The organism is Sphingobacterium sp. FBM7-1, from assembly GCF_020687765.1.
GTDB lineage: Bacteria > Bacteroidota > Bacteroidia > Sphingobacteriales > Sphingobacteriaceae > Sphingobacterium.
Genome location: NZ_JAJEWJ010000012.1, coordinates 25305 through 38675, shown reverse-complemented (window position 1 = coordinate 38675; position 13371 = coordinate 25305). Strand labels below are relative to the sequence as shown.

General features: G+C 49.0%; 13 protein-coding genes. All 13 read right to left on the bottom strand.

The features are described 5' to 3' along the window. Positions 1-67: 67 nt before the first annotated feature. The 13 genes from LKO28_RS15120 to LKO28_RS15065 all read right to left on the bottom strand — a co-directional run bounded on the left by LKO28_RS15120 (position 68) and on the right by LKO28_RS15065 (position 13356). Entirely contained in the window at positions 68-823 is a 756-nt protein-coding gene (locus LKO28_RS15120) for a LytR/AlgR family response regulator transcription factor (protein ID WP_227695875.1), read from the bottom strand. 19 nt (positions 824-842) lie between these two features. Next, a complete protein-coding gene (locus LKO28_RS15115) occupies positions 843-1211 on the bottom strand; it encodes a hypothetical protein (protein ID WP_227695873.1) in 369 nt (122 codons plus the stop codon). Between the two features lie 556 nt (positions 1212-1767). Continuing rightward, positions 1768-1899: a hypothetical protein gene (locus LKO28_RS15490; RefSeq protein WP_262906135.1), complete on the bottom strand. Its 132-nt coding sequence runs from the start codon at positions 1897-1899 to the stop codon at positions 1768-1770. A 166-nt stretch (positions 1900-2065) separates the two neighbouring features. Further along, the gene (locus LKO28_RS15110) at positions 2066-2239 is read right to left on the bottom strand and encodes a hypothetical protein (protein ID WP_227695871.1); all 174 of its coding nucleotides are present in this window, start codon (positions 2237-2239) and stop codon (positions 2066-2068) included. 119 nt (positions 2240-2358) lie between these two features. Continuing rightward, positions 2359-3225: a glucose-1-phosphate thymidylyltransferase RfbA gene (gene rfbA / locus LKO28_RS15105; protein ID WP_227695870.1), complete on the bottom strand. Its 867-nt coding sequence runs from the start codon at positions 3223-3225 to the stop codon at positions 2359-2361. A 2-nt stretch (positions 3226-3227) separates the two neighbouring features. Further along, on the bottom strand, positions 3228-4085 hold the full coding sequence (gene rfbD / locus LKO28_RS15100) for a dTDP-4-dehydrorhamnose reductase (protein WP_227695869.1): 858 nt from the start codon (positions 4083-4085) through the stop codon (positions 3228-3230). A 13-nt stretch (positions 4086-4098) separates the two neighbouring features. After that, positions 4099-4635, bottom strand: a complete 537-nt coding sequence (gene rfbC / locus LKO28_RS15095) for a dTDP-4-dehydrorhamnose 3,5-epimerase (protein ID WP_227695868.1) — start codon at positions 4633-4635, stop codon at positions 4099-4101. Between the two features lie 3 nt (positions 4636-4638). Further along, positions 4639-5694, bottom strand: coding sequence for a dTDP-glucose 4,6-dehydratase (rfbB, locus tag LKO28_RS15090; RefSeq protein ID WP_227695880.1), 1056 nt, complete (start codon positions 5692-5694; stop codon positions 4639-4641). 584 nt (positions 5695-6278) lie between these two features. Continuing rightward, complete coding sequence (locus LKO28_RS15085) at positions 6279-7061, bottom strand: tyrosine-protein phosphatase (RefSeq protein ID WP_227695867.1); 783 nt, start codon at positions 7059-7061, stop codon at positions 6279-6281. 138 nt (positions 7062-7199) lie between these two features. Continuing rightward, the gene (locus LKO28_RS15080) at positions 7200-8192 is read right to left on the bottom strand and encodes a mannose-1-phosphate guanylyltransferase (RefSeq protein WP_227695866.1); all 993 of its coding nucleotides are present in this window, start codon (positions 8190-8192) and stop codon (positions 7200-7202) included. Positions 8193-8197: 5 nt separating this feature from the next. Further along, positions 8198-8746 carry a 3'-5' exonuclease gene (locus LKO28_RS15075; RefSeq protein ID WP_227695864.1) on the bottom strand — a complete coding sequence of 183 codons (549 nt, stop codon included), beginning with the start codon at positions 8744-8746 and terminating at the stop codon, positions 8198-8200. A gap of 802 nt (positions 8747-9548) precedes the next feature. Further along, positions 9549-10829 carry a replication-associated recombination protein A gene (locus LKO28_RS15070; RefSeq protein WP_227695863.1) on the bottom strand — a complete coding sequence of 427 codons (1281 nt, stop codon included), beginning with the start codon at positions 10827-10829 and terminating at the stop codon, positions 9549-9551. A gap of 46 nt (positions 10830-10875) precedes the next feature. After that, complete coding sequence (locus LKO28_RS15065) at positions 10876-13356, bottom strand: YfhO family protein (protein ID WP_227695862.1); 2481 nt, start codon at positions 13354-13356, stop codon at positions 10876-10878. Positions 13357-13371 lie beyond the last annotated feature (15 nt).

Genomic DNA, 13371 nt, shown 5'->3' with positions numbered 1-13371 from the left:
AAATAGACAGCATCACTGCACACTGTACACATTTACCGTTTTTCATACCGTTAATTTATTTAAGTTATTATAATATGTTACTATCCACAAAAGCAAAGAAATCGGGAAACGCCTGCCGGTTGCCCCTCGGGAGCGTTAAGTTATCCTGTCCACCTTTCTTCATGGCGGTTAGCACGACTGCGCCGTCCAGCACACCTTTGTAAAAATTAATATTGAACACCACTCCCTTAGCGCACTCCATAAACCACTTAGTGGGTAGCAGCTCCATGATCCGCCCGAATGTTGAATTCGTCTCCAAACTCGTCCCGTCCTGCAAATGCAGATATAATTTACCGTTTTGCATATCCGCATACACCAGATCTTTAAACCACACGATTTGCCGCTGGAAACGCACCGGACCCTTGACCTGAAAATATTCATAATACCCTTCCAGCGCATTATCCGTCACCGGCAGCAAGGCCTTTAACTCCGTGTCCAACCTCCTGAGCGCACCCAATAGCCGGCTCCTACTCACCGGCTTTAACAACACATCCACAAAAGCACGGTCATAGCCTTCGTCTTCATACTTATCGTAGCCCGTGTACAGGATGGTCGGAATCTTCGGGTTCGATAGACTGGCCAGAAAACGGAACGCATTGGTATTCTCCAATTCCACGTCCAGGATGATAAAATCTACCGGGTTAACGTGTAAGAACTGTGCGCCGGCTCTGTGGTTTGTAAAGGTTCCGATGATTTCCACAAAAGGCAGGTCTTTGACTTCCTCCATAATGTGATCAATAGCCGACTGCTGATCGTCTATGATCACGCCTCTCCATTTGTTCATAAGCTGATTGTTTAAAAGATTAGAAATTAATATTGATGGTTACTTTAAATACCGTTTCCGTTTCCTCGATCGCTAGGGCAGCCCGGTCACCGTACACGATTTCCAGACGCCGCCTCAAGTTGCGCAGCCCATATCCATGCGATGCTAGCGCCGCCTCGCCGCGTTTCTGATTTTTTACCGTCACCGATAACTGGTTGTTCGTTACCTCCAGGCATATTTCCAGGGGATATCGCTGATCCTGCAGATCACCATGTTTAAAGGCATTTTTAACCAGCGATAGCAAGCTGGTCGGCGGAATAGCGTACCCGAATAAATTGGGCGAAGTTGGGGGATTGCTCCCAGAAAGGGAAGCAAAACGCATTTGAGCGGTCTTTTGGTGCTTTTGCATCCGACAAGCCCGCAGAGGAGATTATCAACGAAATTAAAGGAAGTAGAAAGTTTAGAGAGAAAGATTTAAATCTCTAGGTAACTGCCTAGCTAATAATTTAACGCTGGTAACAGATAATGTGAAAGATTTTAGATATATAAAGAATCTAAAAATTGAAAATTGGTTCGAGAAATAAGAATGTAATACATTTTAAAATGCCGGTGCCAGAAGAGGACGAGGAATATTATTAAACAGAAAATAGCGGGTACTCGCCGGCTATTAGGGAGTGTAAAATAAACTGTGTGGGAGTGTAAAATAAACTGTGTCTCTTGATAGGGCGGATACGTCCTTATGGACAGCATACTGTGGTAATGGCGTAACGGTAAGCTCGATGGGATACCACGGCTCTAAAAACGCTATTTGTAAATGGTAAATAAGAATGCAGCATAATTGGCAACTTGGAGTACAGCATTTTTGGCACTAACAAATACACAATCCATCCCAAAAGTATGCTATAAATTTTACTTGTCCAAGAACGTTTTTCTATTCTGCATTCTATAGCTTTCACCGGTTAGATTTATTGGGTTACTTTCTCTTCTTTGGTCCGCGGCTCTACTTCGTCGTAGTATTTGATCGTGTTGACATGGTAAAACGCATGATCTTGCGCGAAGCTGCCTTGTACCGCCGCAAGATAGTCCGTTGTGACCAATCAAGGCGACATTTTTACTCCAGCGGAAACGCCTACCTTCTTTGCGGCGCCACTAATATACGAGCCTTTGTGCAAAAAAAATACCCACTATTGGGTATTTTTTGAGTAAGTTAATTTACACTTCAGAAAATTCATCTGCAAATTATTACCGCTTATAACCGCGCTATTACCTGCTGCCGCCGGTAACTTTCGAAATCAGCCAGATCACCGCAGCGATAATGGCTACTACGATAAGGATACCGACCCAGACGCCAGCTTTAAAGACGCCTTCGATGAGCGCACAGCTGTTAAACAGAAACAAACTGAGCGATAGGAGTAAAAACTGTGAATATCTTTTCATATGTATACAATTTGTCTTTTAAGTGCTATATGGAATGTCCAGACTATATTCACCGGTGTTTGTGTTTGACAATCATGGACATTTCATAACAATCGTTTTAATAAAGAACAACGCTTGTATTAAAAAGTTTGGACGACGCGCTTGAGGTACTCGCCATAACCGGATTTGACTAGCGGCTCGGCAAGCTGCAGGAGCTGCTCGCGATCGATATAGCCCATGCGGTAGGCGACTTCTTCGATGGCACCGATCTTCATACCTTGCCGCTCTTCGATGACTTGGATAAACTGACCGGCCTGCATCAGGGATGCAATGGTGCCGGTATCGAGCCAGGCGGTACCTCGATCGAACACGCCGACCTTTAGCTTGCCACGGCGGAGGTATTCTTTGTTGATGTCGGTGATTTCGAGTTCGCCACGCAGGGAGGGTTTGATGTTTTTGGCGATATTGACGACCTCATTGTCGTAAAAGTAGAGGCCGGGAATGGCATAGCGCGACTTCGGGGCAGCGGGTTTCTCCTCGATGGATACGACTTCTTTGGCGGCATTGAACTCTACGACGCCGTACCGCTCGGGATCTTGCACGGGGTAGGCGAAGATGACGCCGCCCTCTGGATCGGCACTGCCTTGCAACAGCTTGGACATACCGGACCCGTAGAAGATATTGTCGCCCAGAATGAGCGCAACCTTGTCGTCTCCGATAAAGTCTTCTCCCAATATGAAGGCCTGGGCTAGCCCGTCAGGGCTGGGCTGCTCTTTATAGCTGATCCGGCAACCGATCTGCGATCCGTCTCCCAGAAGCTTTTGGAAATTCGGCAGATCTTGTGGCGTGGAGATCAGCAGGATGTCGCTGATACCTGCCAGCATCAAGGTAGACAGCGGGTAATAGATCATCGGCTTGTCGTACACGGGCATCAGCTGCTTGGATACGGCAAGGGTTAATGGGTGTAAACGGGTGCCGGAACCGCCGGCGAGTATAATGCCTTTCATCGTTATGCTTGATTGGGGTTGAGCATCTCCGTTAGGCTATCTAACCAAAACGGCACGCGTACGTTAAATGTACGCTTTATCTTGCTTTTATCCAACAGGGAATAGCTTGGCCGCTTGGCGGGTGTGGGGTATTGGCTCGTCGGGATAGCGTTGATCTGGCAGCTGGCGCCGATCTGCTCCCGGACGGCTACTGCAAAGTCGTACCACGACACTTCGCCTTCGTTAGCGTAATGGTAGATGCCGGGCTGCCAGCGGTCTGCTTTCAGGATCGTGACGATCGCCCGGGCGAGGTCGCCGGCGTAGGTGGGTGATCCGATCTGGTCATTGACAACAGACAGTGTTTCGCGTTCGTGCATTAGCCGCTGCATCGTGTTTACAAAGTTGTGGCCTTGCTCGCCGTAGACCCAGGAGGTGCGGATAATAATGCTATCGGGCGCCCATTTCTGTATGGCTTGCTCGCCTTTCCACTTGCTTTGTCCGTAGACGTTCAGTGGTGCGGGCGTGGCTTCTTCGGTGAGCGGCTCGCTAGATTGCCCGTCGAACACGTAGTCTGTCGAGATGGCCAGTAGCTTGACACCGTGGATACGGCAATATTGCGCGATCTCCTCGCTGGCCAGATGGTTGACGGCATTGGCGAGCTCGGGTTCGCTTTCGGCTTTATCGACCGCGGTGTAGGCAGCGGCATGGAGGATGATATCGGGCTGGTACATCCCGAGGATATCCTGGATGATCAGGGTTTGCTCCAAGGGCAGCTGCTTCCTATCGAGAAAAAAGGTCTCGAAGTTTTCGTTTTCGAGCTGCTGCTGTAGCGCCGTGCCGACTTGTCCGCCGGCGCCGGTGATTAATATGCGTTGTGACATGGTTGTGAGCTTATTATATATCCCAAAAGGGCAATAGCTGATCTTTATCGGATATCAGCAGCTGGTCTTGTGGGAGCTGCCAATTGATCGCCAGCGTGGGATCGTCGTAACGGACACCCCACTCGGCTTCTTTATGGTAAAAATTATCGCATTTGTAGAAAAAGGTGGCGGTATCGGACAGGACGACAAAGCCGTGCAGAAATCCGCGGGGTATAAAGGCTTGCAGGTTGTTCTCGGCGCTGAGCTCGACGGTTTCGTACTGCCCGAAGGTCGGGGATTCGGGCCGGGCATCGACCATAACGTCGAGCACGGCTCCTTGCAGCACACGCACGAGCTTCGCTTGGGCGTATTCGCCGCGCTGGGCGTGTAGCCCGCGGAGGACACCCCTAGTCGAAAAGGATTGGTTGTCTTGCACAAAACGCGCCGTGGACCCGGTCTGTTCCTGAAAAGTCCGCTCGTTGAAGCTTTCAAAGAAATAGCCGCGGCTATCGCCGAGCTTCGTCGGTTCGATGATAAAACAACCGGATAGTTTTGTTTCGGTAACCTTCATCGCTTATTTATCTTTATACTGTTCGTGGTAATAGTCTTGATAGGCGCCGGAGTTTACGCGCTCCAGCCATTCTCGGTTTTCGAGAAACCAGTCGATCGTATGGGAAAGGCCTTCTTCGAAGGTGACGGAGGGCTCATAGCCCAGCTCGGTATTGATTTTGGTGGCGTCAATGGCGTAGCGCAAGTCGTGCCCGGGCCGGTCTTTGACGTAGGTGATCAGCTGCGCAGCGGTGCCGGGGGCTTGACCGAGCTTTTCGTCCATCTGCCGGCAGAGCTCGCGGACGAGGTCTATGTTTTGCCATTCGTTGAAGCCGCCGATATTGTAGGATTCGCCGTTTTCTCCTTCGTGGAAAACCAGATCGATTGCGCGCGCATGATCGACGACATACAGCCAGTCGCGCGTGTACTTCCCATCGCCGTAGATTGGCAGGGGTTTACCGTGCAGAATATTCAGGATACAGAGCGGAATCAGCTTCTCGGGGAAGTGGTTGGGCCCGTAGTTGTTGGAGCAGTTGGTAATGACCACCGGCAGCCCGTAGGTATCGTGGTAGGCGCGTATGAAATGATCGGACGAGGCCTTCGATGCGGAATAGGGCGAATGTGGATCGTAAGGGGTGTCTTCGGTAAAGAGGCCGGTCGCACCCAGCGTGCCGTACACTTCGTCGGTAGAGACGTGATGGAAACGCTTGCCCTCGAGCTGCCCTTGCCATGTTTCACGTGCGGCGTTCAGGAGGTTGACGGTACCCACGACGTTGGTCATGACAAAATCGGTCGGCGACGTAATGGAACGGTCGACGTGCGACTCGGCCGCCAAATGGATGACGCCGTCGGGTTGATATTCCCGAAAGATGTCTAGCATATGTGCTGCATGCGTAATGTCTGCTTTTATAAAGGTATAGTTCGGAGCATCTTTGACGTCCTTCAAATTCTCTAAATTGCCTGCATACGTCAGCGCATCTAAGTTGATGATATGGTAATCGGGGTATTTGTTGACAAATTCGCGAACCACGTGTGAACCGATGAAGCCGGCACCGCCGGTTATGACAATGGTTTTTTTCATCTTGCTAATATAAAAGTTCTTCTTCATTTTTTGTCTTGACACAAAAAACGAAGCAAAAAAAGTCAAGGCTGTGTACTTTTCTGCTATTTTTCCTCGGTCATTCCTAAAACAGCATGCAACTCGCTTTGCTCAGACAGCATGCTGTTTTTTACGGAATTCCCTTCAGAAAAATGGCCGCAGAAACGTACAAGGCCGTTTTTGCCCGCGTACCGCGTGCCTAGGTGTCTACATCCGTGTTATCTTATATTCTCCTATATTCCTATTTAGTAGGTGCACAATCCCTTATCTCAAAAATCCGAAGCCACGAGGTTTATGGATTCGTGTTTATTCTGGGATCCATGCGCTCCCGTTGGTCGGTTTTGGTTCTTTTCACGGGGAACCACGAAGTGCTCTTCCATACAATGGAAATAAGCACTAATGGATAAAAAAAAACTTCCTTTTGGACAGGCAATGCACTGTCCCAGAATTAACGCAAAAGGTCACATACGGATTTTTGAGGTATGTAGAAATTCATCCTTAGTACAATCCCTTATCTCAACAATCCGAAGTGACGATTTTTTCTGTTCTTTTTTCTAAAAAAAGAACTAAATAGCAAGCTTTTGATTATCCTCAAATATTGTTGCGTTTTTGATGGGGTTGTCTTTTAGGAGGTCGAAGATATCGTATTTAGTGGCTACCGCTTTCAGGGCATGGAGGTGCTTAGCATGGTGCATATCGGTTCCGACTAAATCATACATCCCTGATTTAATTAAGGTTAGGGCTGTAGATTTAACGGGTTCGCCGTAATAGCGGGAGATGGACAGCAGGTTTAATTGCAAGAGGCAACCGGCGTCTTTAATCTCTTTGTATATCTTGAAATTCTGGTGATAATAGTTATACCGTTCGGGATGGGCCAAGATGGGTTGGTAACCTTTTTCTTGGATGTCTTTGATTGTTTGGAAGAGTGCTTTGGATTCTGCTAAATAGGACATTTCTATCAGAAGGTGTCTATTTGGCAAGGCACAGAGGTTGTCGTTTTGTATCAGCGTAGCGATCTGATCGTCGATCATATATTCTGCGGAATATTGCAGATCGAACTTCATTCCGCTCTCGGAAATTGCTTGTTTGAGCTTATTGAAGGCCTCAGCAATGGTTGCCGGGGTGTTGTCGTGCACGCCGTGCATCACGTGTGGGGTAGCAATAGCTTTCTGGATGCCCAGGTCTTTCAGGCCGCGGATAAGCTGTAGCGACTGTGCTACGTCGGGGCTGCCGTCGTCGATACCTGGTAAGATATGGTTATGCATATCCATGCCGATCCATGCAAGCTTTCCGGTAGATTCGTGCTGTTTAGGGGTACGTTTGAATAAGTTTTTCCAAAAAGACATCATTAATAATTTTGTTAATCACTATCCCATAGGGTCTCCGTCTATTTTACAGGTGTACGATAGTACGGTACAATAATTTCGCCAATATTACGAAAATAAAACGAAGCATGGAGCGCAAACGCTACTATTAATTAAAAATATTTAAATTAATTGAGAATTTTCTTTTTCTAGTTGCTCGTAGACGTGTTTAACATCTTGTGCGGAGGCTTTGTCTAAAATCAATACGGCATCGGCGGTGTTGACCACTACACAATTCTGCACGCCGAGAAAAACGGTGTGCTTGCTTTGCTCCCCGATAACGATATTACCTTGCTCATCGGCGGGGTGTCCTTTCGATGTTAAATAGTCGTAAAGGGAATCGAAGGATCCCATATCGGACCAATGGAAAAATGAGGGAACCACTTTGATGCTGTCACTACGTTCCATGATGGCGTAGTCTACACTTTTTGAGGGAATACGACGGGACATTTCTTCGTCAAGCACGCCATCTTTGGCAGATTGATAAGCGGCTTTGGAGGCGGTGTATATCTTAGGATCAAAGCGTTCTAGCTCGCGCAGATAGGAGGAGGCTTTGAAGCAGAAGATGCCAGAGTTCCACAGAAAGTTACCGCTTTTCAGAAAGTCTTTGGCGGTATCGTAGTTGGGTTTTTCGCGGAAAGACAGGACGTCATTGCCTTCGGATTCAATGTATCCGTATCCGGTTTCGGGCCGCGTAGGGTTTATCCCGAAGGTAACGATGCTACCTTCTTTGGCGAACTCGATGCCGCGCTTGATGGCTTGCATATATTGTTCGTCGCCTTCGATAAGGTGATCCGACGGGGTGACGATTAGGATATCGTCAGGTTGCCGGGATAGTGCCGCAAAGGCAATAGCTGCTGCGGTGTTGCGTGGCAGGGTTTCTACCAGAATATCGTGGGATACGCTGCTTAAGTCTTCTTTTGCCAAGTCAATGTTCTGCACGGAGCCTACCAATACGACGTGATCGCAGACGGCTTGGTTACGCTCGATGGTGAGCTTAAACAGGGATTTTTCATTAAAAATCGGCAAATATTGCTTGGGTTTGGACTTGCGGGATAGGGGCCATAGCCTGGAACCTACTCCGCCCGACAGGATAACGTTTACTATTTTTCCCATAATGACTAAATCTCGGGTTGTTCTTCTGTTTTAAAGTGCTTTTCTATTAATGCACGGGTAATTTGATCTTGCTTAAGGTATAGCTGTGCGCTGGCCATGGCATCCGAAAGAGGATCGTGGTGGCGCAACTCGATGTCCATGATGTGGCAGCAAATGCTCAGCTTGGTGCGCTTAAATCCGCTTTTGCGATAGATTTCGCTGGTGCACTCCCATTTGGGCGAAAGTTCGAGGCTTCGGTAATCGAGCTGGTACATACGCATAGTTTTCATGAGTACTTCCCGGTCAAACTTCTCGTTGTGTGCGACCATGCGGCTGCCTTTGAGATACCCCGCTATCGTGGGGAATAGCTCTAAAAATGTAGGCGCTGCCTGCGTGTCTTTCGGCTTAATGCCGTGCACGCGGGTGGTCTGCCACATGTATTTATTTTCGGGAGGGCGGACTAGACTGTGGAACTGATCGACTACCTGACCGTTTTCCACCTTTACAATACCGACTGCACACACGCTGGTATAAGCTGCGGTAGCGAGTTCAAAATCTATTGCGGTAAAGGTCATTCCTTATACGTTATTGTTTTAAAACTACAAAGATAACCATTTTCTTCCCCTTTTTTCTTGATAAAAAAGGGGACAAAAAATCAAGGCTGAATATAGTTTTGCTATTTTTCATCGTCTATTCCTAAACAGCATGGAACTCGCTACGCTCAAACAACATGCTGTTCTTAACGGAATTGCCTGCTGAAAAATGACCGCAAAACAATATAAGGCCGTTTTAACTCGCCTGATCGCTGGGTGGTGTTGAACTCATTGTGGTCCGTGGATAAGTATCCCAAACCGATAAATCGTAAATATTGCACCAACCTCTATTAACATTGAATGTGGCATCCGGATGTTTGAGGTATGTAGAAATTCATCCTTAGTACTATCCTAAATGCCAAAGGTTTTAAGCGACGATTTTTTATGAACCTGTATTTATTTTGGTGTTCATGAGCTCACTTCGTTCGGTTTTGTTCCTTTTTTCTAAAAAAAGAACATAAAGATATTGTACGATCCTCTCTTTCAAAATTTTTAAGTGGTGAGCTTTAGGGACACGTGTTTATTTTGGTGTTCATGAGCTCCCTCCGGTCGGTTTTGGTTCTTTTTTCGGGGGGGGGGGGGGGTATTGGTCTCTTTGTTCCCCGTGAATAGTATCGCAAACCGATAAATCCTAGATATTGCACCAACCTCTATTAACCTTCAAACACCACATCAAAAATTTTGAGATATGTAGAATTCTAATTCCTGCATGATCCTCTCTTTCAAAATTTTTAAGTGGTGAGCTTTTTGGTTCTTTTTCGCGGGGAAAAAGAACATAAAAAAATTAATAATAATACCGCTTGCGCCATTTCTGGCGCAACGCTTCCCTTATCTTATTTTCGGAAGGGTTATCTCCCGGATCGTAGAGCAGGGTTCCGCTGATTTTGTCGGGTAGGAATTCTTGTTCGACGAAGTTACCGGGGTAGCTGTGTGCGTATTTATAGGCGGTGCCGTAATCGAGTTCTTTCATGAGCTTGGTGGGGGCATTCCGCAGGTGTAGGGGTACGGGCAGGTCGCTGGTTTGCCTGACAAGGGCTTGTGCTTTGTTGATGGCTTCGTAGGCGGCGTTGCTCTTGGCGGACGAGGCGAGGTAGGTGACGGTCTGTGATAGGATGATGCGGGATTCGGGCCAGCCGATGACGTTGACGGCTTCAAAGCAGTTGTTGGCGAGCAGCAGGGCGTTTGGGTTGGCGTTGCCGATGTCTTCGGACGCGAGTATAAGTAATCGCCGGGCGATGAAGGATGGGTCTTCGCCGCCTTCGACCATGCGGGCGAGCCAATAGACGGCCGCGTTGGGGTCGCTTCCGCGGATGGATTTGATGAAGGCGGAAATGATATCGTAGTGTTGTTCGCCGGTTTTATCGTAGAGGGCCATATTCTGCTGCACCTGCTTGAGCACGAAGGTGTTGGTGACGGGCTGTTTCTGCGCGTGGGCGGCGTGCACGACGAGCTCAAACACATTGAGCAGTTTGCGGGCGTCACCGCCGGAAAGGCGAAACAGGGCTTCGTATTCTTCGATCTGTACGGGATGTTCTTGCAGGTAGCTGTCGCGGGCGATGGCCTGCTCCAAAATGGCGGTAAGCTCCTGTTCGGAGAGGTGCTCTAATACGTATACCTGGCAGCGGGAAAGCAGGGCGGAGATGACTTCGAACGAGGGGTTTTCGGTGGTGGCGCCAATGAGGGTCACCAATCCTCGTTCGACTGCTCCGAGTAACGAGTCTTGCTGCGACTTGGAGAACCGGTGGATCTCATCGATGAAGAGAATGGGCTGTTCTTGGTTGAACTGGTATAATTTGTCGGCTTTATCGATGACTTCGCGTATATCTTTGACGCCTGACTGTATCGCGCTGAGCGAAAAGAAGGGGCGGCCCAGCTCGCGGGCGATAAGCAGCGCCAGGCTGGTCTTTCCGACACCTGGCGGCCCCCAAAAGATCATGGAGGGGATGTTTTTCTGCTCGACTGCGTTGCGAAGGACGGCTCCTTCGCCGATGATGTGCCGTTGCCCGATATAATCTGCAAGACCTTTCGGTCGCATCCGTTCTGCTAAAGGTATCGATGTTGCCATAGGGCAAATCTAATTAAATTACCTTTTATATGCTAACGTTTTTAGTCTACCCTTGCTTCTCCTGCACGGGTCGGCTACGCCTACCACGCCAAATGGCCAGGCCTAGGCCGAGCACCAATACGATGGAAGCAATAAGCGAAATGATATTACTGACTTGCATGGTTTTGGGCGCAAACACAAAGGTAATGCTATGGTTCCCACCGGGCACTTGCAGGGCACGGAGGATATAGTCGGCGCGGATGATGGGTACTTCTTCCTCATCGATATAGGCTTTCCAACCTTTGTCGTAAAATACTTCGGAGAACACGGCAAAAGCGGCGTTCGGTGACGTATATTCGTATTTCAGGGTATCGGGATGGTAGGATACCAGTTTGATCTCGGCGTCGGGCGAATTCCCGATACGGGAAACATCCAACTGGTTTTTAAACTCTTCGTGCACAAAGGCTTCTTTTTGCGCATCGAAGGCGCTGATGGCCTGCATTTCTTGAGCGTTGCTATTGACGAAGGTAACGCGGTCTACAAACCAGGCGTTGCCGGCTGCTGTGCTCCTGCGCTTAATCTGCTCGGCTCCGTTTTGGGGATTCTGCGTGATCAGGTAGCGGACGTTGAACATATCGAGTACGTCCTCGTTCATCGCGCCGTTGAATTGATGCTCGAGTATCTCTTGGAACCGCATCAGTTTGGCCGCGTGATAGCCTCCTAGGTTTTTATGATAGAAGGATGCGCGGGCGTCGGAAAATGGATTGGTCGTTAAATCGATAACCCGGTAACTCAGGTCTTTATCCATACGGATGAGTTGATCGACTTCCCGCTCGGGGATCTGATTGTTGGACGCACGTTTGTCGACGAAGGAGTCGTCGTTCAGGTAGCGTTTATCGACCGACCATAGATCGACCAAGATAACGACACCGAGGATACCGATAAAGAGCGGCATGCTTACTTTCTTCTTGATATAACCCCAAACGAGTGCGAAAGCGATCAGGACGATGAAGAAGGAACGGTAGGCATCGGTGCTGGCCAGGGACGCGCGGTCTTTTACCAAGGCGCTAGCTACTTGTCCGGCTGCGGGCTTGTCGCCAAAGGCTTGCTCCAGCGAGGAGACGAGCTGCTGGTGCTGGCTGTTCTTGAAATCTAGAAACAGGCTGGGCAGCAAGGCGATTAGCAAACAGACGCCGCCGACACCGATGAAGGTGTAAAGTGCTTTCTTGTCGAGCCGTGGAATCTGCTCGCCGCGGGTGAGTATTTCGTTTACGGCCAAGATCGCCAATAGGGGGATCAGGATGGCGGGTATGATCAGGATCGACTCGACTGCCCGAAATTTGTTGTACATCGGGAAGTAATCGAAAAACAGATCGGAAACCAGCGGAAAGTGACGGCCGAAGGCCAGTAATATCGTGAGGATGGTTGCGGTAAGGATCCACCATTTGATGCGATCTTTTACGACGACTAAGCCGAGTATAAACAGAAAGATGATGGCGGCTCCAAAATACCAGGGGCCGGAGGTAAACATTTTTTCGCCCCAATAGGTGGGCAGCTGCGCGGCAAACTGCGCAGCTTGTGCTTCGGGGATGCCGAGGCCGGTCATGGTTTTGGCTACTTCGGACTTGCCGTCTAAGACGCCTCCGCTCCGTCCGCCATAGGCGTTCGGGATCAAGAAGGTGAGGTTTTCGCCTACGCCTTGGCTCCACTCGTAGGCGTACTGCTTATCGAGTCCGGCAGACTGGCTGCTGCTGCTGTCGTCTACTTTTTGGATATTGGCTTTGCCACGGATAGTGAGCTGCGAGTATTCGTAGGTAGGAAACAGGACGGAGGCGTTGACCAGCACGGCGATCACTACGGCACCGAGCTGTAGGACGGAAGCTTGTATAAAGGGTTTCCACTGCTTGGTCCGGATGGTGTGATAGCCTTCGAACGCGACGAGCACCAATAGGGCGATGAACAAATAGTAAGTCATCTGGATGTGGTTGGCGCGGATCTCGAGTGCAAGAAACAGGGTGAGCAGTACGGGACCCCATAGCCGGCTCCCGCGGTAGCAGAGGAGGATAGCACCGATAATCGGTGCTAGATAGGCAATGGCGTATGCTTTATTGAGGTGTCCGGCCTCGATGTATATAAAGTTATAGGAGGTAAAGGCGAGCGCTACTGCGCCCACGGCGGCAAGCCAGGGTTTGATGCGCAGCACCGAAAGCAGGAAATAGCCGCCTAAAAGATAAAGCAGCACGATATCGGTCGGGGCTGGAAAAACTTTGCTGATGCCGCGGTTGATATAGGTCGTGACGTTGTGGGCATGCTCGTACCAGATCTGGTAGGTGGGCATACCACCAAACATGGAGTTGGTCCAGTTGGGCGCTTGGCCGTCTTTTTCTTTGTAGTCAAAAAGCTCTTTTTGACTGCTTACTGCTTGAACGACATCGGACTGCTCCAAGGTTTTTCCTCCAAAAATGGGGGAGAAATAAAAAAACACTAAAGCGATACAGATCGCGATAATGATAAAGTGCGTTGCGTTCTCCTTAAACCACTGCTTCATATGTATATATTTTGA

Coding starts and splice junctions, on each gene's coding strand:
- rfbC (WP_227695868.1), bottom strand. CDS start 4,635: ATGAAGGTTACCGAAACAAAACTATCCGGTTGTTTTATCATCGAACCG.
- LKO28_RS15110 (WP_227695871.1), bottom strand. CDS start 2,239: ATGAAAAGATATTCACAGTTTTTACTCCTATCGCTCAGTTTGTTTCTG.
- rfbD (WP_227695869.1), bottom strand. CDS start 4,085: ATGTCACAACGCATATTAATCACCGGCGCCGGCGGACAAGTCGGCACG.
- LKO28_RS15080 (WP_227695866.1), bottom strand. CDS start 8,192: ATGGGAAAAATAGTAAACGTTATCCTGTCGGGCGGAGTAGGTTCCAGG.
- LKO28_RS15120 (WP_227695875.1), bottom strand. CDS start 823: ATGAACAAATGGAGAGGCGTGATCATAGACGATCAGCAGTCGGCTATT.
- LKO28_RS15085 (WP_227695867.1), bottom strand. CDS start 7,061: ATGATGTCTTTTTGGAAAAACTTATTCAAACGTACCCCTAAACAGCAC.
- LKO28_RS15075 (WP_227695864.1), bottom strand. CDS start 8,746: ATGACCTTTACCGCAATAGATTTTGAACTCGCTACCGCAGCTTATACC.
- LKO28_RS15065 (WP_227695862.1), bottom strand. CDS start 13,356: ATGAAGCAGTGGTTTAAGGAGAACGCAACGCACTTTATCATTATCGCG.
- rfbA (WP_227695870.1), bottom strand. CDS start 3,225: ATGAAAGGCATTATACTCGCCGGCGGTTCCGGCACCCGTTTACACCCA.
- LKO28_RS15070 (WP_227695863.1), bottom strand. CDS start 10,829: ATGGCAACATCGATACCTTTAGCAGAACGGATGCGACCGAAAGGTCTT.
- LKO28_RS15115 (WP_227695873.1), bottom strand. CDS start 1,211: ATGCAAAAGCACCAAAAGACCGCTCAAATGCGTTTTGCTTCCCTTTCT.
- rfbB (WP_227695880.1), bottom strand. CDS start 5,694: ATGAAAAAAACCATTGTCATAACCGGCGGTGCCGGCTTCATCGGTTCA.